This window comes from Pedobacter changchengzhani (assembly GCF_004354365.1).
Taxonomy (GTDB): Bacteria; Bacteroidota; Bacteroidia; order Sphingobacteriales; family Sphingobacteriaceae; genus Pedobacter; species Pedobacter changchengzhani.
The window spans coordinates 70,413-94,311 of the sequence record NZ_SJCY01000003.1 but is presented as its reverse complement, the minus strand read 5'-3'; the positions used below and the strand labels follow the sequence as shown (position 1 = coordinate 94,311).

23 protein-coding genes are annotated in these 23,899 nt (G+C 36.7%); 7 read left to right on the top strand and 16 right to left on the bottom strand.

Annotated elements, in window-relative coordinates:
- Nucleotides 1-502: 502 nt before the first annotated feature.
- Nucleotides 503-1,111 carry an alpha-ketoglutarate-dependent dioxygenase AlkB family protein gene (locus EZJ43_RS05455; RefSeq protein ID WP_133261680.1) on the top strand — a complete coding sequence of 203 codons (609 nt, stop codon included), beginning with the start codon at nt 503-505 and terminating at the stop codon, nt 1,109-1,111.
- A 6-nt stretch (nt 1,112-1,117) separates the two neighbouring features.
- On the opposite strand, the gene EZJ43_RS05450 is transcribed toward EZJ43_RS05455, so the two are convergent.
- Nucleotides 1,118-1,912, bottom strand: coding sequence for a hypothetical protein (locus EZJ43_RS05450; RefSeq protein ID WP_133261679.1), 795 nt, complete (start codon nt 1,910-1,912; stop codon nt 1,118-1,120).
- A gap of 120 nt (nt 1,913-2,032) precedes the next feature.
- On the opposite strand from EZJ43_RS05450, the gene EZJ43_RS05445 reads away from it, so the two are divergent.
- From EZJ43_RS05445 to EZJ43_RS05425, 5 genes are all read left to right on the top strand, one after another.
- Complete coding sequence (locus EZJ43_RS05445; protein ID WP_133261678.1) at nt 2,033-2,440, top strand: META domain-containing protein; 408 nt, start codon at nt 2,033-2,035, stop codon at nt 2,438-2,440.
- 60 nt (nt 2,441-2,500) lie between these two features.
- On the top strand, nt 2,501-3,439 hold the full coding sequence (locus EZJ43_RS05440; protein ID WP_133261677.1) for a YihY/virulence factor BrkB family protein: 939 nt from the start codon (nt 2,501-2,503) through the stop codon (nt 3,437-3,439).
- Nucleotides 3,436-4,530 (top strand): Ldh family oxidoreductase, encoded by a 1,095-nt coding sequence (locus EZJ43_RS05435; protein WP_133261676.1) that lies wholly within the window; start codon nt 3,436-3,438, stop codon nt 4,528-4,530. Before EZJ43_RS05440 ends, EZJ43_RS05435 begins: the two co-directional genes overlap by 4 nt.
- A gap of 69 nt (nt 4,531-4,599) precedes the next feature.
- A complete protein-coding gene (locus EZJ43_RS05430; protein WP_133261675.1) occupies nt 4,600-4,875 on the top strand; it encodes a type II toxin-antitoxin system Phd/YefM family antitoxin in 276 nt (91 codons plus the stop codon).
- Between the two features lie 2 nt (nt 4,876-4,877).
- Entirely contained in the window at nt 4,878-5,156 is a 279-nt protein-coding gene (locus EZJ43_RS05425) for a Txe/YoeB family addiction module toxin (RefSeq protein ID WP_133261674.1), read from the top strand.
- Nucleotides 5,157-5,277: 121 nt separating this feature from the next.
- On the opposite strand, the gene lepB is transcribed toward EZJ43_RS05425, so the two are convergent.
- The 5 genes from lepB to EZJ43_RS05400 all read right to left on the bottom strand — a co-directional run bounded on the left by lepB (nt 5,278) and on the right by EZJ43_RS05400 (nt 9,823).
- Nucleotides 5,278-6,468 carry a signal peptidase I gene (lepB, locus tag EZJ43_RS05420; protein WP_133261673.1) on the bottom strand — a complete coding sequence of 397 codons (1,191 nt, stop codon included), beginning with the start codon at nt 6,466-6,468 and terminating at the stop codon, nt 5,278-5,280.
- Nucleotides 6,469-6,579: 111 nt separating this feature from the next.
- Nucleotides 6,580-7,314, bottom strand: a complete 735-nt coding sequence (dapB, locus tag EZJ43_RS05415; protein ID WP_133261672.1) for a 4-hydroxy-tetrahydrodipicolinate reductase — start codon at nt 7,312-7,314, stop codon at nt 6,580-6,582.
- A 76-nt stretch (nt 7,315-7,390) separates the two neighbouring features.
- Entirely contained in the window at nt 7,391-8,110 is a 720-nt protein-coding gene (locus EZJ43_RS05410; RefSeq protein WP_133261671.1) for a DUF5683 domain-containing protein, read from the bottom strand.
- On the bottom strand, nt 8,110-9,012 hold the full coding sequence (locus tag EZJ43_RS05405) for a ParB/RepB/Spo0J family partition protein (protein WP_133261670.1): 903 nt from the start codon (nt 9,010-9,012) through the stop codon (nt 8,110-8,112). Before EZJ43_RS05405 ends, EZJ43_RS05410 begins: the two co-directional genes overlap by 1 nt.
- A gap of 7 nt (nt 9,013-9,019) precedes the next feature.
- Entirely contained in the window at nt 9,020-9,823 is an 804-nt protein-coding gene (locus EZJ43_RS05400) for a ParA family protein (protein WP_133261669.1), read from the bottom strand.
- Between the two features lie 180 nt (nt 9,824-10,003).
- Between EZJ43_RS05400 and EZJ43_RS05395 the strand changes: the two genes are divergently transcribed.
- Nucleotides 10,004-10,525 carry an NADPH-dependent FMN reductase gene (locus tag EZJ43_RS05395; RefSeq protein WP_133261668.1) on the top strand — a complete coding sequence of 174 codons (522 nt, stop codon included), beginning with the start codon at nt 10,004-10,006 and terminating at the stop codon, nt 10,523-10,525.
- A gap of 88 nt (nt 10,526-10,613) precedes the next feature.
- Here the strand turns inward: EZJ43_RS05395 and EZJ43_RS05390 are convergent, their stop codons facing one another.
- The 10 genes from EZJ43_RS05390 to EZJ43_RS05345 form a co-directional block, all read right to left on the bottom strand.
- Complete coding sequence (locus EZJ43_RS05390) at nt 10,614-11,684, bottom strand: DUF2891 domain-containing protein (protein ID WP_133261667.1); 1,071 nt, start codon at nt 11,682-11,684, stop codon at nt 10,614-10,616.
- 2 nt (nt 11,685-11,686) lie between these two features.
- Nucleotides 11,687-12,688, bottom strand: a complete 1,002-nt coding sequence (gene gap, locus EZJ43_RS05385) for a type I glyceraldehyde-3-phosphate dehydrogenase (RefSeq protein ID WP_133261666.1) — start codon at nt 12,686-12,688, stop codon at nt 11,687-11,689.
- Nucleotides 12,672-13,844, bottom strand: coding sequence for an MraY family glycosyltransferase (locus EZJ43_RS05380; protein ID WP_243718045.1), 1,173 nt, complete (start codon nt 13,842-13,844; stop codon nt 12,672-12,674). Before EZJ43_RS05380 ends, gap begins: the two co-directional genes overlap by 17 nt.
- Before the next feature lie 58 nt (nt 13,845-13,902).
- Nucleotides 13,903-14,652: a glycosyltransferase family 2 protein gene (locus EZJ43_RS05375; RefSeq protein WP_133261664.1), complete on the bottom strand. Its 750-nt coding sequence runs from the start codon at nt 14,650-14,652 to the stop codon at nt 13,903-13,905.
- Between the two features lie 25 nt (nt 14,653-14,677).
- Nucleotides 14,678-15,640 (bottom strand): 23S rRNA (adenine(1618)-N(6))-methyltransferase RlmF, encoded by a 963-nt coding sequence (rlmF, locus tag EZJ43_RS05370; RefSeq protein ID WP_165953089.1) that lies wholly within the window; start codon nt 15,638-15,640, stop codon nt 14,678-14,680.
- Between the two features lie 379 nt (nt 15,641-16,019).
- Nucleotides 16,020-16,859 carry a cyanophycinase gene (locus EZJ43_RS05365; RefSeq protein ID WP_133261662.1) on the bottom strand — a complete coding sequence of 280 codons (840 nt, stop codon included), beginning with the start codon at nt 16,857-16,859 and terminating at the stop codon, nt 16,020-16,022.
- Entirely contained in the window at nt 16,859-17,899 is a 1,041-nt protein-coding gene (locus EZJ43_RS05360; RefSeq protein ID WP_133261661.1) for an isoaspartyl peptidase/L-asparaginase family protein, read from the bottom strand. Before EZJ43_RS05360 ends, EZJ43_RS05365 begins: the two co-directional genes overlap by 1 nt.
- Before the next feature lie 8 nt (nt 17,900-17,907).
- Nucleotides 17,908-19,017, bottom strand: a complete 1,110-nt coding sequence (locus EZJ43_RS05355) for a cyanophycinase (RefSeq protein ID WP_133261660.1) — start codon at nt 19,015-19,017, stop codon at nt 17,908-17,910.
- 53 nt (nt 19,018-19,070) lie between these two features.
- A complete protein-coding gene (locus EZJ43_RS05350) occupies nt 19,071-20,456 on the bottom strand; it encodes a RagB/SusD family nutrient uptake outer membrane protein (protein ID WP_133261659.1) in 1,386 nt (461 codons plus the stop codon).
- 11 nt (nt 20,457-20,467) lie between these two features.
- Nucleotides 20,468-23,860, bottom strand: a complete 3,393-nt coding sequence (locus tag EZJ43_RS05345) for a SusC/RagA family TonB-linked outer membrane protein (RefSeq protein ID WP_243718044.1) — start codon at nt 23,858-23,860, stop codon at nt 20,468-20,470.
- Nucleotides 23,861-23,899 lie beyond the last annotated feature (39 nt).

The following is a 23,899-nucleotide window of genomic DNA, read 5'->3' as shown; positions in this document are numbered from 1 at the left end:
TTGAGACTGAGGCCGAGGCCGAGGTTGAGGCTGAGACTAAGGTTTAGACCGAGGTTGAGACCGAGGCCGAGGTTGAGACCGAGGCAAACTAAAAGTTACAATCAAGCCAATGTGCTATTCAAAGCCCCTTTGGGGTTTGGGGATAAAAAAAGTTTAATTTATAGAGAATGTGAAAACGAATGTCAGCAACTGTTTCGATACAACAGTCCCGCTCTTCGCTTTACTCACCCGAGAAAAACGGCTTTCGTGCTCGCTCCTATCGGGTTTAGATAACTTAAGATTGTACAAATAATTTAGGTTGCAACTCGTATCAATCATCCGATGAATAAAAGGCACATTGCTAATATTCATCGGATGACTTAAGTTTATGCTGCGATTAAGGATGAGGTTGAGACTGAGGCTAAAAGCCAAAAGCAAGCCATTATGCTCTTCAAAGCCCCTTTGGGGTTCGGGGATACAATAGAAATTTTATTTGTAAGCTATATCCACTAACTTTGGTATTATGGACTTATTCAATCAAGAGATAGATACCACCAAAAACTTGCTCCCTTACGATGGAGTTGTAAATTATTTTGGCAAAATTATCCTGCAAAATGAGGCCGACCACTATTTTGACGAATTAATGAACAACATAGCATGGAGAAACGATGAAGCCTTTATTTTAGGAAAACACATCATTACAAAACGAAAAGTAGCTTGGTACGCAAATGAAAATTACGCTTACACGTATTCTAAAACAACCAAGCACGCCATCATTTGGACGCCAGAATTATTAAAGCTTAAAAATTTAGTTGAAGCCAAAACAGGAGAAATTTTCAATTCGTGTTTGCTCAATTTATACCACAATGGCAATGAAGGCATGGCTTACCACAGCGACGATGAAAAACCATTGCAAGGAAAATCTTCTATCGCATCTTTAAGTCTTGGCGCCGAACGCCGATTTCTTTTTAAGAATAAGAAAACTAAAGAAACCATTACCACATTTTTAGAGCATGGTAGTTTATTGGTGATGAAAGACAGTACCCAAATTAATTGGCTACATCGTTTACCAACAACAACAAAAGTAAGTACCCCAAGAATTAATTTAACTTTTAGAACAATGGTAATCTAAGATGCCTTATTTTTTGAATTCTTTAATATCAACAATTCGGTTATCATCAAGGTTACCCTTTAAAAACAGCGTACCGTTAGCATTTTTAAACCAACTGTAATTTTGCTGCACCTTGTTATATAATTGACTTTCATCGTTCAGCATTTTGGAATCTAGGGGAAGATTAAAACTTTCATTACTTAAATAGTTTACTTGATAGAGCGAATTTGCTGTAAGAAATATTAGTGTTGAAGCATCTCTAGAAACCATAAATATTTTACCTTGAATACGCTCGTTAGGTTCTTGTCTTTTTATAGGAAAAACTTTCCCATTTACGGTAGTAAGCAAATAATCATTATCAATTAAAATACTTGCTCTGCTCAATTTTTCTAATCCCTTAGTTACTTTTGCATCATTCTTTCCGTTAGAAGTTTTGTTTAACGCTACAGCTTCTAGCTTATTGTTTTTATAACAAAATATGTAAAACGGCGATACTAAGCCAGTTCCATCAGCTACCTGAGCAACAATGGCCGTTTTTTGAGAGTTAAGATAAGTTGGATTTAAAAATTTGGTTACCTGTGGTTTCGGTTGTTTATCAACTATCAAAACCGTGTCTTTAAAAGTAATTTGATACTCACTTAATAGCTCATTTGCATTAGGCTTTACAACAGCAAAATTAAAAATTTCGACTTTTGATTTCGGAAACTCATTAAAGCTCTCGCCAGTTTGCAGTGCTCGAGGTATTAAAATATGCTCCATTTTACTTTCTTTACAAGCGCATAAGAAGATAGTAAGTAGAAGGACTAAATTTATATTTTTCATGTTTTTTTTAAACTTACCGCAAATGTAAAATCTTTAGCCAAATTCTCATCAAAAAATGCAAAATCAATTAATACAAACATTCTTCAGTACGCATTGTTAGTATTGAAAAAATGAGAAATTATGAAAAAATTAATCTTACTTAGCTTCTTCACAATACTATTCAGTTCATGCTTAGAAAAAATGGATACCGAAAAGATTAAAAACACCAAATGGATCCTTACCGAAATGCCGGGCAACAAATTACCAACAGGAGATGAAGCAACGCTAAATTTTAGTGATGATTTAACCATCAGCGGAAAAGCATTTTGCAATAGCTACGGTGGCAAATTTGAAGTTTTAGAAAATAAAATCTCAGTTAAAAATGTATTCTCTACCAAAATGTACTGTCAAGAAACTGCGCAGGCAGAAACAGCGTATTTAAATGCCATAAACCAAGTAAATAATGCAACAATGGAAGATGGAAAACTACAGTTGCTAAATGATAAGAAAGTTTTGTTGATTTTTTCAAAATCCAAAGCAACAGAATAAACACTTAATGGTTTCAATAAATCTATTTTTAGTAATTTTGAGGGTTAACCAAGTTGTAAAATGTTAAAATCTTTACCCGAAAAATTAAAGTTCTTCTTTTTAACGATAAAGAATGCTTTCAACATCTTCCAAAAAAATGACCCCTTACGTTTAGCAGGGGCTACAGCATTTTTCGCAAATTTTGCAATACCGCCAATCTTAATCATTTTAATTAGGCTTTTTGGTGTATTTACAGATAAAAAGCAATTTGTTGCCGATATTTTTAATCGCCTTGGAAACATATTGGATGATAAAAGTATCCAACAAATACGGATGACTTTGAAGAACATTAGAGGTAATGACCAAAAGTGGTACATTACGCTAATTAGCTTCTTTTTTTTTCTATTTGTAGCTACTACGTTATTTAATGTAATTAAAAATTCTCTTCACCAAATTTGGGGCATCGGTACAAAAGATCGTCCTGGTTTATGGTTTAATTTAAAGCTTAGAGGCCGGTCTATGGTCATCATCTTACTAGTTGGAATTTTATTTTTTATCGGTTTACTTTTAGATAGTATTCAGGCAATTATTGGGTCTTTGCTCAACAACAGTTCTCCTTCTGCCGGCCTAATCGTAACTTCAATCATCAATCAAATTGTTTTTGTTTTTATAGTAACCACTTGGTTTACGGTGTTATTTAGATATCTAACCAACGGTCGGCCCACTTGGAAAGTGGCCTTATCGGGTGGTTTACTTACGGGTTGCCTATTCACAATTGGTAAATATATTTTACGCATATTGCTTCCATTGAGCAATATTGGCAACATTTACGGCGCATCAGGCTCAATTGTGGTAATCATGTTATTTGTATTTTACTCTTCGTTAATATTTTACTTCGGCTCATCTTTTATAAAAGCATTAAGTGTAACTATCGATTCGCCAATTGTACCCAAAAATGGTTCATTTAGTTACGAACTTACAAAAGTTGACGCTGAACAACAAAACTTACAAAGCAAATGAATTTCATAAACATAACTGAGCAAAAACTTAGAACCTTTACCTATTCCATTTTCAAAAGGATGGGTTGTTCTGATGAGCATGCGACTTTAGCAACTGATGTTTTAATTAAGTCAGATTTAAGAGGTATTGATTCTCATGGCGTTGCCCGTTTAAGTGGCTACGTTCGTTTATGGGAGAAAAAAAGAATTAATCCTACGCCGAACGTTAAAATTGTACACGAGACACCAACAACTGCAACGGTTGATGGAGACGCAGGATTAGGTTTGGTTGTTGCGCCATTTGCGATGAAAATAGCAATCGAAAAAGCAGAAAAATATGGCTCCGGCTGGGTTTCTGTTAAAAACTCAAATCATTTTGGCATAGCAGGTTACCATGCCTTGATGGCGGTAGAAAAAGACATGATCGGCATAAGCATGACGAACGCTAGCCCTTTAGTTGCGCCAACATTTTCGAGTGAAAGGTTATTGGGAACAAACCCGATGTGTTATGCATTCCCGGCAGGGAAATACCCACCAGTGGTAGTAGATATGGCAACCGCAGCTGCTGCAAATGGAAAGTTAGAAATTGCACAACGCGCCAATGAAAACATACCTAGTGGATGGGTACAGAATAGAAATGGAGAAAATTCTAACAACCCCAACGAGTTGAAAAGTGGTGGCTCTTTATTACCGCTTGGTAGCGACAAAGACCACGGAAGCCACAAAGGATATGGATTAAGTGCAACTGTTGATATTTTGTCGGCAGTTTTGAGTGGGGCAAATTTTGGACCTTGGGTGCCACCTTTTGTGGCGTTTTTAGAACCACCAACCGATCCAGTTGGCGAAGGTATTGGTCATTTTTTGGGCGCGATGCGGGTAGATGGATTTCGACCAACGCAAGATTTTAAAGATAACTTAGATATTTGGATAACGCGTTTTAAAAACGCCGAAACCATTGATCCAGATAAAAAAGTTATTATTCCAGGCGAACCAGAATATGCATTTGAACGAGAAAGAAAAATTAACGGAATCCCTATTATTGATGTAGTGGTGAATGATTTAAATGTATTGGCCGAGAAATTAGGAGTTGAGAAATTGATTAACCAAAATTGAGTTAAAGCTATAATATTTGATTTATTGTACAAATATACGTACTTTTGAATGTACAAATAAATCATTCAAATGAAAGCTGTAACGATTTCATCTCTAAGAAATAATATGAAAACCTATTTTGATGAAGTAAGTTTAACTGAAGATGTTCTCATTGTTCCCCGAAATAATAATGAAGATGATGCAGTTGTTGTAATTTCTATAAAAGAATATAATTCACTCACCGAAACATCACATCTTTTATCAAGTGAAGCAAATAGATTAAGACTTGAGCGCTCGATTCAAAGTTTAAAAACTGGCAAGTCTAAGTCATTTTCTCTGGATGGAGAAAAAGTTGCGCGTTCATAAATATGAAAATAGAATTTACTCCAGAAGCGTGGGAAGATTTTGAGTACTGGATTGATAATGACGAGAACACTGAAAAGAAAATTAGAGAACTCCTAAAAGAAATTACAAGAACGCCATTTCAAGGCATTGGAAAGCCAGAAGCGCTTAAGCATAGCCTTAAAGGTTTTTGGTCGAGAAGAATTAATGGAGAACATAGGTTGGTTTATCAAATTTCTGGAACTAAAGGAACAGATCAGAAATGTTCCGTCATTCAGTGCCGATTTCATTATGGAGATAAATAAACTTAAAATTTGTTTTATGAAATTGCCTATTTTAACGGTCGAGAAGACGGTTAAGTAATTTACAACAAAGGTTCGCAAAATAAATTGCGAGCCTTTGTTAGATAAATGACGTTTAATCTCTCTAGTGTATGCCGTGAAACAATCGGCTCCAACGGATTTTATGCAAAAAAGAACCTTCGGTATTCCAGCTCATCCAAATGAATAAAGCTTTACCAACTACGTGATCTTCTGGCACAAAACCCCAGTAGCGAGAATCGGCAGAATTATGGCGGTTATCGCCCATCATCCAATAATAATTCATTTTAAATGTATATGAAGTCACTTTTTGACCATTAATCAGCCAATCTGCACCAACTTTTTCTACCTTATTACCTTCGTAAGTTCTAATTGCACGGTAATATAACGGCATGGTTACGCTATCAAGCTGAACCGTCCAGCCTTTAGCTGGGATTTTAATGGGGCCAAAATTATCTCTACTCCAAACACGTTTTGGATCATGAGGAAAAAGCCCACCATCTTGCCCATTGTTAGGATCTGGGCTCATTTCCGCCGACTTTACGAAATCTAATTTTTTAACTTCTTCGATCATTTCGGGCGACGCATTTGCAATATAAGTATCGGCAGATACTTGTTGCATCTCACCCATCGAGAAACCTAAATCTTGAAATACCTGCAAGTTAACGTCGCTAGATTTGAACTGAATTTTATAGGGCATTTGACCAGTATTTTTTAATGGCTCATCTTTACCATTTACATTCGCCACACCATTTTTCATGCTAATTACATCGCCGGCAATACCAATACATCGTTTAATGTAATTTTCTCGCTTATCAACCGGCCTGCTTGTAACTGTATATTGCGTATTAACCGCTTTCCAATCAGAACCACGTACCAAATCATAATAACTTGGACCTTGATTTTCTAAGGCAACAGTATCTCCCTCTGGAAAATTGAATACAACTACATCGTTTCTTTTAATATCAGATAATCCTGGCAAACGGTGATATTTCCACTGTACGCCGTCCCAATATGCTTTGGTTCCGGTAATTGGCATAGTGTGGTGCGCAAAAGGAAACGCAATTGGTGTCATGGGTATTCGAGCACCATAATTTACCTTACTTACAAAAAGAAAATCGCCAATTAGTAACGATTTTTCCATCGAGGCAGAAGGAATTGTATATGCTTCTATAAAAAATACGCGAATTATTGTTGCTGCAACAACAGCAAAGATAATTGCGTCAGTCCACTCGCGCGTTTTAGATTTTTTTTTGACACTGGCATTCGGGTTTTTCTGCCAAAATTTATAATTCATGTTTTTTATATCTAGGTTAATAGTTATTCCTTTAAACAGTTAAGTGGTTGTAAGTAACCATTCTTCATTTGGCTATCAATAACAATTTTTTTGCGCTAATTCTTATTCTTTTTACTCAAATATATCAGTAATATTAAAGAATCCTTTTTTATCTTTTAGCCACTCTGCAGCAACTACAGCACCAAGGGCAAAACCAGCTCTACTGTGTGCAGTGTGCTTAATTTCAATTTCATCAACTTCACTACTGTAAATTACAGTATGCGTACCAGGGATATTTTCAATCCTATGCGACTCTATCAGAAGTTGATCTGCTTTAGGAAATAATTCTACATCGGTTCCAATCACTTCGTTCAGCCATTCTTGCTTTCTATCTAAATGTTCAACAATCCCTTCTGCCAAGGTTATCGCTGTTCCGCTTGGGGCATCAAGTTTTTGTGTATGATGAATTTCTTCAACCTGAACCTCATAGGCAGGGTAATTATTCATCAGCTTTGCCAATTGTTGGTTTAATTTAAAAAATAAATTTACGCCTATACTAAAGTTAGAGCCATACAATAGCGTATTGTTACTGATGTTGCAGGCATTTTTTACTTCTTGTAATTTACCATACCAACCTGTTGTGCCTACAACAATAGGTAAGCCGGCATCGAAACAAATGTTTATATTATTCATTACCGAATCTGGCGTACTAAAATCGATGGCAACATCGGCTGATTTTAGGTTTTGTAACGTCAAATCCTCTGTATTATCAATCGATATTTTTAACACAATTTCATGACCTCTTTCTACTGCAAATTTTTCGATAATTTGCCCCATTTTGCCATAGCCTAACAGTGCTATTTTCATTTGTATATTTTTATTTTTTATTTGCTGTGAAGGTATAATAATTTATCATATTACTAATAATTTAACACCAAAAGCTTTACAAGTTTAGCGAAATTTTTAATGCCGGAACAGGATTAAACCCATACATTGCAGGTGCAGAATTTATGAGGGATGGCGTAACTTTAAAGCTTAAATTATCATCTATATTAAAGTAATGCAATCGAGCTGCTACGTAAGCATCGGCAACATTAACTAAATAAACTGCAGCTAATGAAAATATTACAACCTGTTTATTCCTCTTAAAAACATCTTTATTCGCTTTAACACCCTCATCTGAATACCTAACCAAAGTGGGATTTTCGGTCATACCGGGATTGAGCTGCCTATATTGTGCTTCTTTTAAAAACGTTTTGTAACCTTTAGAATTATCAATGTACGACATGGTAAGCAAAGTAAAACCCGTATAAATTACACCAATTTTACCCAAAGTATATGTTTTTTGCCAAAAATGACCTCCATTTTCGCCTTTAGCCTTATAATCTCTAACCAATATTTGGTTATTGTACAATTGCCCCCAACCGGGAATAATAAAAGACTTAATCATGGCTTTATGGCCAGCAATTTTACCGGGATTAATGTATTTTGGTTTTGAAGTGTCTGTTGATTTTTCAGCTTGTTTATTAGGTATTTTTACCACCTTAGCTTTCAAAGTATCGGCTGATTTTTTCACGCCAGCGTCTTTAACCTGTGCAACTGTCAGACTTACAAAAAAGAATATGAGGAAATTAAAAACGGTTAAAAACTTAAACTTTCCCATTACCAATCTAATAACTCTAATATTCTATTTAGATCGTCATCACTAACAAATGGTATTTCTATCGAGCCTTTGCCATTTTGACTAACTTTTAATTTAACTCTAGTTGCAAACTTAGATCCTAAATCATCCTGTAATTTTTTGTATTGGAAGGAAACTGCCTTTTCTTTCGGCACTTCAGTTTTAGGAGCATGTTGCAGATTGCGCACCAATTCCTCCACCTTGCGCACAGAAAGATTTTTATCCAAAATTTCTTGGTGAATGAAGAGTTGTTTATCTACACCATCTACGCTGATTAAAGCACGAGCGTGACCCATAGATATTTTATGATCGCGAATAGAAGCCTGAATTGCTGGAGGCAGTTTTAGCAACCTTAAATAATTGGTTACGGTAGTTCTATTTTTGCCAACGCGTTCGCCAAGTTGTTCCTGCTTTAGGCCAACTTCATCAATCATACGTTGAAAACTCAAAGCAACCTCAATGGCATTCAAATTTTCTCTTTGAATGTTCTCGATAAGCGCCATTTCCAGCATCTGCTGATCATTAGCACTGCGAATATATGCCGGAATTTGAGTTAAACCCGCAAGTTTAGAAGCTCTAAACCTACGTTCGCCCGAGATTAGTTGATACTTGTTGTTGGCTGTTTTCCGTACGGTAACAGGCTGGATTAAGCCTTGAATTTTTATCGAATCTGCCAACTCATTTAGTGCAACCTGATCAAATTCGGTTCTTGGTTGGAAAGGATTGGTTTCAATATCAGTTAAATTAACATGACTAATGTTGCCAATCTGCGTAGATTCTGTTACCGGATTTACACTTTGTTTTTGGGGATGTGTAGCATCGCTATCATCCAAAAGCGCACTTAATCCTCTACCTAAACCTGTTTTTCGCTGAAAAGATGTCATTTATAATTTATATTGTAGCCGTTCCTATATTCTCTACTTCTTTTGATAAACCGTTATTTTTCACAATTTCTCGTGCTAAATTTAAGTAATTAATAGCGCCTTTGCAGTTGGCATCGTGCATAATTACCGAAACCCCGTAACTTGGTGCTTCGCTCAAGCGGGTATTTCTTTGAATAATGGTATCAAAAACTAAATCATGAAAGTGCGTACGCACTTCTTCTACCACTTGATTTGATAACCGCAAGCGAACATCATACATGGTAAGCAAAATTCCTTCAATTTCGAGCTGAGGATTTAACCGGTTTTGCACAATTTTTATCGTATTTAACAACTTGCCTAAACCCTCCAAGGCAAAATATTCGCATTGAACAGGAATAATTACCGAATCGGCAGCCGTTAATGCATTTATGGTAATTAAGCCCAACGATGGAGAACAATCAATAATAATAAAATCATATTGATCTTTAATTTTCTCCAACACCGCTTTCATTTTATACTCGCGATTATTGAGGTTTATCATCTCTATCTCCGCTCCTACCAAATCGATATGGGCTGGTAATAAATCTAAATTTGGCGTATCAGTCTTTTGTATGGCTTGAGCCGGATCAATATCATTAATAATGCACTCGTAAATGCTATCTTTAATATTTCTAGGGTCGAAGCCAATTCCTGATGTAGAATTTGCCTGAGGATCGGCATCTACTAACAAGGTTTTATATTCTAAAACGGCCAAACTCGCCGCTAAATTAATAGACGAAGTTGTTTTACCAACACCACCTTTTTGATTTGCTAATGCAATAATTTTACTCATCTATTTGTTGGAAAATTACTTAACGTTTATTTAGGTATCTTATTTTGTGTTATTGGCCACAAAAAGTTCTATTTTTGTACAATTTACGACCTTTTTCACAGTTTGCTAAGATACAAACTATATGGCAGATTTAGCATTTGAAGGAATCGCGTTTTAAACATCTTATTAACATCCATAACCATGATTACTATTATAGCCGCCACAAATAGACCAAATAGCAACACCTTAAAAGTTGCAAAATATTATCAAAAACAATTTATCACTAAGGGTTTAGAATCAAACTTAATCAATTTGGAGCAGTTGCCTGCCGATATTTTAAACACCGATATGTTTGGCAAAAGAAGCAGCGAATTTCAAAAAATTCAAGATGTAATTTCTGCGACAGATAAATTTATATTTGTGATACCTGAGTACAATGGAAGTTTTCCGGGTGTTTTAAAAGTACTTATTGATGCTTGTAATTTTCCGGAGAGTTTTTACGATAAAAAGGCGGCACTAGTTGGAATTGCCTCTGGCAAATACGGAAACATCCGTGGAATTGATCATTTTACGGGTGTTTGCCATTATATTCATTTAAATGTTTTACCACTTCGCATTCACATTCCAAATATTAAAGAAGAGTTAGGTGAAGATGGAAACCTGATAAAAGAAGATACAATTAAGTTTACAAATGAACAGATAGAGAAGTTTATAAATTTTTAGATTTAATCACTCAGTTGACCGTCATTGCGAAGCACAAAACAGTCCCAATACCGAACAGATTGCTTCGTGCCTCGCAATGACTAAATGCTTACTCTAAAGCATAAACCGCAAAAGATGCCAACCAATGATCGCCACCATAATTACCAGCGAATACTAACGGCAGCGCATTGACTAAAAATTTATTAGCGGCATCGTTAAATACTTTTTTTAACTTATGGTTTTTAGGTAAATCATTCGCAATCCCCTTCATACACCATGCCCTTGTAAATGATAAACCCACCAAATGCACGCCTTGGTAGTCACTTATATCACTAATTACTGGCAAATCTGTAATGCGTTTTATGCTCCGCGCTTCATAAAATTTGTTTAACCAACGTACAAATTTATCTTTCGGCAAAACTCTTCTCATTAAATCGGCAACTTCTAAACTTGGAGAGAAAAAATCCGATCCATCGGGTTCTAAATAGGCCGGCGTGGCTACATTATCTAAATAAAAAAGTTTTGCCTTTTCGTCAATCATTTTTTCAAACGCACCGTCTTTAAAAGTCTTTGCCCAATCTAAAGCAAACACCAATCCAAAAGCAGTGTTTGGATGCACGCCACTTCTATTTGGATAAGTTTGCTTAGGTAAATATACTTTCCAAAGTTTTAAAATCTGTTGCGTAAGTGGCTGTAAAGCAAGGTGCCATTTTCGGGCATCGGGATTATCCCAAGTATAAAGTTCTTGATCTAATTTTAGCAACCACGCCCAGCCATAAGTGCGTTCATAACCATCGGCAACATAATATTTTGTAAAATATGCAGCCTCTGCAAGCATATTTTCGGTTGTGAATGTTTTATTTAACTGCGCAATAATTTCTGCTTTATTATTTAATTGAGGCATCGTTTTTAACAAACGAATAAGCATCCAATGGCCATGAACTGAGCTGTGCCAATCTAAACAACCATAAAAAGCCGGGTGCAGTTCGCTAGGCAGTAGCCGACCATCAATTGCCGAATTAGCAACATGTGAGGTTTTATTGGGAAACTCTTGGCCGATACAACTGAGTGGCATTTTAGCCAATTTCTCTGCAATATCATTTGTTAACGAAGGGATAATTTGACCTTGTGCGAGAACAGAAAGCCCGACTAAGTAAATTATTATCAAATATTTTTTCATGTTTATTCGGATTTCGAGTGTTTATCAGTTATTTTCTTAACGAAATCAATCAATCTACTGCTGTAACCATACTCATTATCATACCAACCAACAATTTTTACCATATCGCCTACAATGGAAGTAAGTTGCGCGTCGAACACACATGAATGTGGGTTATTAACAACATCGATCGATACGATTGGATCTTCGGTATATTCTAAAATTTGTGCGTATTCGTGATCTGCAGCATATTTAAAAGCTGCATTTATTTCGTTTATAGTAGTTTTTTGTTTTAGCAAACACGTAAAATCCGTTAAAGAACCGTTCAAAACTGGCACTCTAATTCCAGCACCACCTAATTTACCGTCTAACTCAGGGAAAATTCTAGTAATAGCTTTAGCGGCGCCGGTACTTGTTGGAATAATAGAAGCAGAAGCAGCCCTTGCTCTTCTCAAATCTTTATGGTTACTATCGTGAAGATTTTGATCGCCTGTCATGGAGTGGATGGTCGTGATATAACCTTCTTCAACCCCCCATTTATCATTTAAAATTTTAATCATCGGCGCAATGTTGTTCGTAGTACACGATGCATTAGATAAAATTTTGCTGTTTAAATCCACATCGCCATCGTTTACGCCCAGTACCACCATTGGGATATCATCCGCCCCTGGCGCCGAGAGCAAAACTTGCTTCGCACCCGCTTTAAGATGCTTTTCGGCATTTTTATAGGTCAAATTTTTACCCGTACATTCAATAACTAAATCAACTCGAAGCCCAGCCCAAGGCAATTCAGTTGCATCTTTAATGGCGTAAACTGGAATTCGTTTATTATTAATAATAATCTCATCCTCGGCTGCATATACAAGCCCATTAAAAACGCCATGCACAGAATCATACTTAAAAAGATGTGCCATCGTTTTGGCATCAGCCAGATCATTAATAGCTACAACATCAAATCCTTCAGCAATTGCTAAACGTAAAAATGTTCTACCTATTCTACCGAATCCATTAATTGCGAGCTTCATTTTCTATCAATTTGAAGCCAAAATTAACCTTTTTAGCATGATAGTTTAAACTATTTCTGTCTGAAATCTTTTTATCGCAGGTTTGATTCTCTTTCACCCTTAATCTCCAACTTAGATACATATTAAATATTATGCAGATGCTCATGATGATTACGATTAAGTTAAAATTACCCAATGATCTAAATAATACAGTAAAAGCGATGATACTTATGTTTAGAAAAACGGTTAACAGAACCAATTTTCTCGAAGAAAGTCCAAGTCGTTCAAGCCGATGATGGATGTGATTTCTATCACCTCGAAAAGGCGACTTTTTATTTAAAATTCGGACACAAAAAACACGAATGGAATCGAATATTGGCACAATTAGTATCGCCACGGCAATGGCTGGCGAAGATTGGAAATCAGGATTTCCTGTTGGTACAAGTTTATTAAGCTCAATAAATTTTATAGCTAAAGTTGCACATATAAGTCCAATGGTAAGCGCCCCTGTATCGCCCATAAATATTTTTGCTGGCCACCAATTGTATTTTATAAACCCCACTAAAGCACCTACCAAAGCAAAAGCAATACACGCATAAGTAGCTTCATGCATAGAAGCAAATAGAAAACCGAAGCATAAACTAGATAAAATGCCTATCGAAGCGGCTAAACCATCAACGCCATCGATCAAATTGAAGGCGTTATTTAAAAATATAATTAATATGATGGAGAATAAGCTTCCACCAATATAATTCAACTCTCCAATATTGAGTACGCCATAAAAACTGCTCAATCTAAAATCGCCAAAAAACACAAGTATTATGGCAACGGTAAGTTGTAAAATGAACTTAGTAGTGATATTCGTGCCGTACATATCATCTTTTAAGCCAAGTGCGGAGAGGATAATACAAGCAATAATCAAAAAATTAGCTTCTTTAAAATCACTCAGCGTAGAAAAAAGTAAAACACTTATAGTAAAGCTGACAAATATAGGAATTCCCCCTAACCTCGAAATATTTTTGCCATGCGTTTTCCTATCTAAATCACTGCTATCGAACAATTTATATTTTAATGCAGAATATATAACAGATGGTATGCTAAAAATAACGATCGAAAAAGCGATCATAAAAATGGCCACGTATAATATACGATCACTATGAAGTATTTCTTGAATCAAAATAATAGGGATTATTAAAAGCAACAAGATCAACTCTCAAATAAAGAATTTATCAAACTTACTTAATTCTTAATTGTGCTAATTTATCAAATTTTTTGCGAAATAAAACATATAACGGAAATTTTACATCGTTTCTTTTAAGCGCATGATAATCCTGTATTAGTGCCATCCACCTCGCTGAGATAGAATGGTTACTCGCCCCGCCAGACCTCATGTTTACCATTAAGATCGGTAGGTAAAAAGTTTTAATTTTATGAGTGAAGAAATATCGAATAATTAAATCGTAATCCGCAACTGTACCTAAATCGAGCGCATAGTAGCCAAATTGATTAAATAAACTTCTTCTTAAGTATAAGGTTGGGTGCGCGGGCATCCAACCTTTACTGATATCTAAATACGTGGCAGATTTGGATCGCCACGCTCTAATGATCTTTTTAGTCTCGGGATGGATGTAATTTAAATCACCATACACACCGTCAACTTTCGGTTCGCGAATAAAACTTTGGGCAACTTTTTCAATAACCGCACAATCTGCGAGCATATCATCGGCATTTAACAAACCTATTATCGCGCCCGTTGCTAATCTTATACCTTTATTTATCGCATCATAAAGTCCATTATCTTTTTCGGAAACCAGTTTGTGAATTTTAGACTGATATTTTTCGAGAATGGTTAAGGTACCGTCTGTCGATCCTCCATCAATAACAATGTATTCTATATCACCATAGGTTTGTGCGAGAACCGATTTAATACAATCTTCTAAATATCGCTCTGCGTTAAAAACTACCGTAATAATGGAGATTTTCATGAAATATTAAGTTTAATTACTAAACTTACTTCCATTTTTTTGCCCATTCAGTTTGTGCTTCCTCATCTTGAAAAGTCCAAGCAACAAATCTGCTTATTTTTTGTCCTTGCGACATTTGCACCGTTCTTACTTCGAAAGCATTGGCTTTTACAAGCGCGCCATAAATACTTCTTAAATTTGCACTTTTAGAAACCAATGACGTAAACCACAAACATTGATTTTTGATCTGCTCGCTTTGGATAATCATTTGTTCTACAAAAGCGCGTTCGCCTCCTGGGCACCAAAGCTCGGCTTTATTTCCACCGAAGTTTAATACATGCTTAACTTCCTTTTCATTACCGCCCAAATTACGCCATTTTTGCCTTGTACCTTGTTCTGCTTCTTTTAAAGATGAATGAAACGGTGGATTACAAACTACGGCATCGAACATTTCTTTACCACCAACTACACCTCTAAAAATACCCATTTTAGACGATTGCTGACGAATTTCTATTGCGCCTTGCAAAGGTTTATTGGCTTCGATAATGCGTTTGGCAGAATCTACCGAAAGCGGATCGATTTCCGAACCTACAAATTTCCACCCGTATTCTTGATGGCCTATGATTGGATAAATACAATTTGCACCAACGCCAATATCCAAAACATTAATATTGTTGCCTTTGGGCACTTTACCTTTGTTGCTGGCGCCTAAAAGATCGGCAATATAATGTATGTAATCGGCCCGACCAGGAATAGGCGGACATAAGTAATCTTGAGGAATATCCCATTGAGAGATGTTGTAAAAGTTTTTTAGCAGTGCTCTATTTAGTGCTTTTACAGCTTCTTGATCGCCAAAATCTATTGAATCTTCGTTATGCTCATTTTTAAAAACAAAACGTTTTAATTCTTTGGAGTTTGCAGTAAGTTGTTTGAAATTATAGCGTGAACGGTGTTTATTACGGCCGTGTAACTCGCTTTTTTCTGAGCGATTATTTTCTTTTTGAGTCAAAGTAGTAGAATTTATTTAAACAAGCTGTGTGCATGTTTCTGACGCAAAGATACGTAATTTTTTTTGAGTTATGAGATTGGAAGTTCATTCGAATAAAGGTTTAATCAATTGAAAATTTTTTCTGGATTGATGGCAAGTGTGGGGTTTGACCCATCGAGTTATTCGATGCTTCTAGGGCGTAAGAATTTAGTTGAAATGAAAACGAAAAAATTAAGAGTGAGATTGGTTCAATTTCTTTTGGAGCAAGAATATTTGAAGTTGACGGCACAGTTATTATAAGAATTTAACTGCTTTTTTAATTGAAAAGAGAAATTTTCGAGAAAATAATTTTGACAAATTCTTGCAACTAGGCAAGAATTTGTCAAGAATTACTTGTTAATTAAGGCTTAATATCAATCACATCTCCAGCGGTGAAAATACCGAATTCTAACTGACTGAATTTGATCAATCCTTTACTGGTTATTTTAATATTTTTTGGATTTGCAATTCTGATCACCTGACTATCGCCAGCAACAGTTGCTTTATTTCCATGTACGATGATTGCAGTACTTTCATCAACACCTACACCAACCAAATCAGGATGAGCTGCAATTGCAGAAATTAATCTGTTGTAACGGTTGCGTTTTAAAAAATGTTGATCGACTATGGTATTTTCCAACAAGCCCATACCTTCTGTAAATTCTACGTTTTTATCCCAAAGTTTATTAAAAGTTTCTTTGTAAACGCTATCTAAAAGTTGTTTACCTGTAATCATATACTTGCTCATCACCGCAGCACCTGCACTTGTTCCGGCAATGGTTGCGCCATTTTTAAATGCCTTATGTATTGCTGTATAAACTGGCGTGTTTAAAACAGATTTCATAAAACGATTTTGATCGCCACCTAAAATGTAAATCAACTTCGCTCCTGCTAAAGAATCAACCCAATTTTTATCATTAACATCGTGTTTGCTGAAGTTAAAATTTTTAATGGTCGCGTTGGTTTGCGTTTTAAGTTGCGCAGAAATATATTTAAAACCAGTATCAGGAATTTCACTTGCCATTGGCAAAATGATAATATAATCCTTTGCTTTTAAATTAGCGGTGCTTACCAACTGCTTAATTAAAGCGTCTGATCTATTGCCACCACCAATAATAAAGAGGTTTCCCTTAGCATAACTTTGAGCAAATGCCGATAAGGAAAAGGCAATACCTATAATGAGAAGTAGGCTGCGTTTCATTATTTATAAATTTTAACTTCAATTTTACCATCAGCAGAAACGGTTCCTCTGTACATGCCTTCGGTATTAAAAGTCATGGTTACATTCCCTTTTCTATCTAAACCAATAAGGCCACCATCACCACCCATTTTCCCTACCTTATCCAACACAATTTTAGAAGCATCGCCGATAGATAGATTTTTATATTCCATTAAATCAGAAATGGTTTTAGCCACTACATTACGGATGTAATATTCGCCCCAACCTGTACAAGAAATACCAGCGGTTTCGTTATTACAATACGTTCCAGCACCAATAATTGGCGAATCGCCAACACGACCGTATTTTTTATTGGTCATACCGCCGGTTGATGTTCCCGCAGCTAAATTGCCAGCTTTATCTAAAGCCACACAACCAACTGTCCCGAATTTATAATCGTGATTAATTGCGCCTAAAAGCGATGATTTTTTACTGCCATGATCCAAAACGGCCTTGGTAGAATCTTCTTTAATCGCGTCTTGAAGGCCATCCCAACGTTCTTGAGTATAGAAATATTTTGGATTGACTATTTCGAGACCTACTTCTTTGGCAAATTTATCTGCACCATCGCCAAACATCATCACATGTTCCGACTTTTCCATAACTGCTCTTGCTGCGTTGATGGGGTTTTTTACAGTGGTTACGCCCGCAACCGCACCAGCCATTAAGGTTTTACCATCCATAATTGAGGCATCCATTTCATTACGACCGTCATGCGTAAAAACAGCACCTTTCCCAGCATTAAAATGTGGATCGTTTTCTAAAACATTAATGGTAAACTGTACCGCATCTAAACTTGTTTTACCTGCTTTAAGCGCTGCATAGCCCGCCTCTAAAGCTTTTGTTAGCGCAGCAACATAAGCTGCTTCTTTTTCCGGCGTCATGTTCTTTTTAAGAATCGTACCCGCACCACCATGAATAACCATGATGTATTTTTTTTGTTGAACTTTCTTTTTCTGAGCTGATGCATTTAGTGCGAATATTGAAGCTAGCAGAAATGCAAATATTTTTAATGTTTTCATATTGTTTATTAAGGTTTATATATTTCTTCGGGTGATAAAACACCATTCTCGATATACCAGGTTTCAGAAGTTCCGCCAGTTGCCTCGCTCATTGCGAAGTTAGAAACATTAAAACTCCCTGCACCCTCAACCGAGGATATGATGCTATAAACGGCGACTGCACTTTTGTTATTGCTCCAGATTACTTTATTTCCTGCAGAAAACTGTTCAGGTTTTTTATTTAAATCAGTTGATAAAAAATACGCTGTGCTAAACGTTGCATTTTTTGAAAGATCTCCGTAAACCTTTGCAATGCCTGCACCATCGATACAAACCGCAGTACGCTCATCTACAGCAATGCCTTTGGCTGCCACATTAAATTCAGTAAGAATTCTTCCTAAAAAAACCATTGATCTTCCTCTACGTGCGCGAGTTAAATAATGCTGATCGGTGATCACACTTTGTAAGAAAGGCGCTTTCAAGAAATCGTTATTGTAAAGGGTAATTCTGCTATCGAATGGATTTTTTAGGGCATCTTGAGATGTGACACTGCCATTCTCACCACTATAATAAAAACCGCCCATTATGGCGCATCCGGCGCTGGTTCCACCAACTGGTGCTTTTTTCGTGTTCAAAACATAATTTAAAGCTACCTCGGTTTTTGTTCCTTTCCAATATTTCATATAATCAGATTGATCGCCACCGGCAATAAAAACCATTTCTGCATTGCGAATAATATTGGCAACGGTATCATTATTGGCCAACTCTCTAGAATTGATTAACAAAGTTTCACAGGAATTGACTATGCCTAAAGTATTAACGTATTCACTTAACTTGGCATCACCTGTTGCACGAAGAATAACTATATCGCCTCCCCCACTCTTTGCAATCATCCATTGCAAGGCCGCATCAACTTCAGCACCTCCTCCCATTAAAACCATTCCACCATTTACCGTTTTAATTACGTTGGCAGTATCACCAACAATTCCAATAGAAGCAGGACGCCTTTTGGCTGTTTGACTTGTTGGAGGAGTTGTGACGCCACTAGAAGGAGGCGTTGGGATAGGATTGGTGGATTTGCTGCAGCCTAATGCTGAAATCCAGAAGCCAATTAATAAACCAAATATTATATTTCTCATATGAAAATGTCTTTAAAATATTCTGGCGGATGAACTGTCCGCCAGAAGAGATTTTAGTAAAATGGATTTTGTACGATATTTTTATTTACAGAAATTTCTGTAGCTGGTATCGGCAAATCATATTGAGCTTGTAGTGGAGTTAAGATTAATGGGCTTCCATTACCGGCCACATCTGCAGGGGTTCTTTCAATATTCAGGTTTCTCCTTTTTAAATCGAAGAAACGATGACCTTCAAAAGCCAGTTCTTTAAATCTATCATTGTAAATGGCAGAGATCAATGCAGCCTTATCCGCAAAGGTTGCATTTACATAGCCATTTATACGAGCTGCCCTCAAGAAATTGATGTCGCCAGCTGCATCTCCTGAAGATTCTGCTCTAGCTTCAGCTCTAATCAAATACATCTCGCCTGTTCTAAACTGTTTAACATCGGTTAAGCCTGGTGCAGAAGCTGAACCGATATACTTATTTACCAAAAATTTAGAACGTATACCCGTGCGGCTATTATCAAATTTGATGTAAGCTGGGTAACGGATATCATTAACTTGATCAAAGGTTGCAATCAATTTAGATGATGGTGCATAAAGAACGTAGGTTCCTCGCTGTCTAAAAAAGAAATCTCCAGTTCTAGAATCTGCGCCAACGCGCTTTAATTTCCAAAGCACTTCACTGTCATTTGCGTCAGTCCATATTCCAGGAAACTGCGCTTTGGTTGCCAATGGAACTGCGTTTATCACCTCAGTAGAATACGTAATTGCGTCTACCCAGTTTTTTTCGTAAAGCGCAACTCTAGCCTGAATTGCAGAAATCGCAATTTTAGTAATTCTGGTTTTATCATTAAAACCAGTTGGAATCAAGCCTTTTGCCGCAACTAGGTCTGTTTTAGCCTTAGCGATTACAACTTCGAAGTTTTCTCTAGCTGGATAAATTACAGCAGATTTGACCATGTAAGTTATGCCTAATGCGCCAGTATTGTAAGATGCTGCATAAGCCCTTAGCAATTCGAAATGCAAATAGGCACGTAAGCCAAGCAATTCTCCGCGATATTGATTTGAAAGTGCAACTTCACTGCCGGTAAAAGTTAAATTATCCATGGCTTCTAAAACGCGGTTTACGCGATCAATAGCTTGATAGTTTGTGTAATACAAACCAGTAACGGAACCACTTGAGCCTGTATACAACCATCTAAATGCATCGCTATTACCAACTGAATTTTCCGCTGGATAAGTGGCTTCATCAGAAACGATGGAGCTGTAACTCAATGTAGAATAGTCGATTGGCGCATACGCACCAATTACACCTAAATTGATATCGCTGATGTTTCTAAAGGCTACTTCGGGCAAAATAGAATCAGTAGGCTTAAAATCTAATTTTGTACATGAGGCTGAAAACAACACTATTGCCACCAGCAAGGTGTATTTTTGAAATATTTTGTTAATCATAACTGTAGTTATTAAAAGTTAACGTTGAGACCTGCAGTGTAAGTTCTAGTGTTAGGATATTGGAAACGACCAAAGACATCGTTATTTTCCGGGTCTAAACCTCTCCAACTTGTCCAAGTGTATAAGTTCTGTCCTTGAACAAATATTTTAACGCCTTTTATAAATTTGGTTCTGTCTAAAACCTTTTTTGGCAGTGCATATCCAATCGTAACATTTCTCAATCTCAAGAAAGATGCATCTTGAATATCTTTCGACGTAAAGTTTCTAGGAACATCGAAACGTTGAAGAATAGCATTATCGCCAGAATCTCCCGGCTGCTTCCATCTGTTCTCTAACATCCTCACCGTTTGGTTACTGGTTGCATATCGTTGATTTTCGTTATAAAAATCCTCATTATTCCAACGCATAACATTAGATACGAAGGACAATAATGCCGATGCGGTTAAACCTTTGTAGCTTAACGATGTAGTGATACCTCCAGTAAAAGTTGGATATAGACTACCCGAATTGGTGGTTTGCTGCGCGTTTGAATTGTAACTAGTGGTAATAGAACCATCTAAATTGTAATACTGCGCATCTCCAGTTTGTGGATTAACACCTGCCCAATCTGGGGCAAGATATGTTCCGTAAGGTAAACCAACTTTAATGATCCGTGAATCACCATCGGGGAAGAAATCTGTAACATCGCTTACACTAAGTATTTTATTTTTGTTGTAACCAGCATTTGCTCCAACCGTCCAAGTGAAATCATTTGTTTTGATTACATCACCACTCACGTCAAATTCTACACCCCTATTTCTCATTTTACCAGAACTTAAAGGTAATGAGCTATAACCTGCAGTGGCAGATGGTGGTTGATCAATGTACATGTTGTTGGTTATTTTATTGTAGAAATCAACAGCCAAGCGAACTCTGCTGCTCTTAAACAACGACAAATCAAACCCTACGTTACTTTCTTTAACATATTCCCAATCGTAATCTACATTACCTGCAGCACCAGCACGTATCCCTGTATTACCGCCATAAGTCGTGTTCCCGTAGGTTGCATAATAATTAAAATCTCCCGAAAATGGCGATGCTGCAAGGCCATAACTGGCTCTTAACTTTAAGCTAGAAATTAAATCTTGTTTCATTAAGAAATCTTCTTTCTTCGCATCCCAGCTTGCACCGATGGAGTAGAAACCATGCGATCGGTTTTTTGCCACCACGGTAGATGAAGCATCATATCTATAACTCGCATTTAATGAGTATTTACCATCATAAGTATATCTACCGATGCTAATAAATGAAGACAAAGCACTTCTGGTTTTTCCGCCACCCAAACTTGGTAGAAAAGTGGTACTTACATTAATTCCTGCTGGAGTATTTGGCAATCTGCCATCGATACCAAAACCTCTATAATTAAATGACTTATAGTTGTTGTACAAATATTCATACAATGCAGTTACTTCCACATCATGTTTCTGGTTGAACGTTTTGGCATAAGTTAAGCCAGAAGTAGTAACAAGGTTAAAATTTCTTCTACTCCCTTCGTCCAACCTGCCTTTTCCGCCTGGCGTAATGGTAGATCCATAATAAGAATCAGGATTAACAAACGCTTCATCGGATGAATTTCTATAATCTACACCTAACCTGGTAGTGGCTTTCAACTCTGGCAAAATCTGGTAGCCAAAATTAACACCCATTATTGTTTTAAATTGATCTGATCTATTCGAAGAATTTTGCTGTCTCTCCAAAGCTTCAGAGCCTTCACGCTGGTCTAAAATATTAAATCTTGCTTGATTTTTAATGCCTGGATGCACCAATGTTCCATCAGATGCGTACGGATATTCGTAGGGTAAAGCATAATACACTGCTGCCATGGCTGTACCTGCAGATGTGGTACCCTCGCCATCTATAAAGCTAGATTCTGAATAACCTAGTGATAAGTTAACACCTCCGCTAAATTTATCATCCTTAAAATCTAAATTACTTCTTAGTGCATATCGATCAAGACCGGTGGTTTTTGCCACACCCTCTTGTTTGTAATAATTTAAGGAATTATAAAAACGGAATTTCTCGGTTCCGCCACTGATACTAACCTGCTGCTCTTGAAATTTTCCTTTTTGAAAGAAAATATCTCTCCAATCTGTATTAATACCTCTCAAACTGTCTAACACGAAGTCGTTACGTGCACGTAATGTTGCATTACCGGCTATATATGATGGATTTTTTGGTGAATAAACCCAACCCGGACCGATGTTCCGACCAGTTAAACCAACCTCCTCCTCAAAACGTAAGCGTTGTTCAGTATTCATCATCTGAAAATTAGGTCTGCTCAGATTCGAAAAACCAAATTGAGTATTATAATTTACTTGCACTTTACCAACCTTACCTTTCTTTGTGGTGTAAACGATTACTCCGTTAGCACCTCTAGAACCATACAAAGCAGTTGCCGAAGCATCCTTTAGAACGGTTGCAGACTCAATATCTTCTGGATTGATGGTTTGGAAATAACCAGATTCAATTGGTACACCATCTAAAACAATAAGCGGTCCTCTTGCGCCATTAATACTTCCAATTCCCCGAATTATGGTCGATGCACTCTGACCTGGTTGTCCAGAAGTAGAGATTACGCTCATTCCCGGTACACGGCCTTGCAAAATTTGATCCAAGGTTAATCCAGCCACCTCATTAATTTTTTCGGCACTTACTAAAGTAGCTGCTGCAGCAGATTGTGCCTTTGTATAATTGGTATAACCCGTAACTACAACTTCTGCAAGTTTACCTGCAGATTCTACTAAGCGAATAGTACCTAAATTTAATTTTGCGGTAACTTCTTTATCGGTATAACCTAAATAAGAAATAACCAATACTGCATTCTCAGCAACACCTTTTAAGGTAAAGTTTCCATTGGAATCGGTTACTGTTCCGCTTTTTCCCTTAACACGCACAGTTGCGCCCGGCATTGGATTGCCTTTTTCATCAACAATTTTACCTGTTACATCAATTGCCTTTGCAACATTTGTTGCTTGGCTCGCCATTGGTGTAATTAGAATTGTGTTTTCTTTAATTTCCCAACTAAAAGGCTGAGATTTTAAGGCTTGCGTTAAAACGGTAGAAATTTCAGCATTTTTTAGATTGATGGTTACTGGTTTAGATTGTTGCTGAATCAAATCTAAATCGTACAAGAAAAAATAGCCTGTTTGGCGTTTAATTTCTTTTAAAACTTGCTCTAAAGGCACGTTTTTCTGACTAATATTTACGCGTTGCGAAAATGCAGATGCGCTAACCTGCACGCATAGGACAGTCATTAGGATAACAAAAAGTTTCATAGCCCTAAATATTTGTTGGTTAAAATGATTTGCAATAAAACCCGCATCCTTTGTGGTTGGGGCGATATTACTTCGAGTGTAAAAGTTCATACATTCAGTTTGGTTTAAGTAAATAATGATTAATTGATT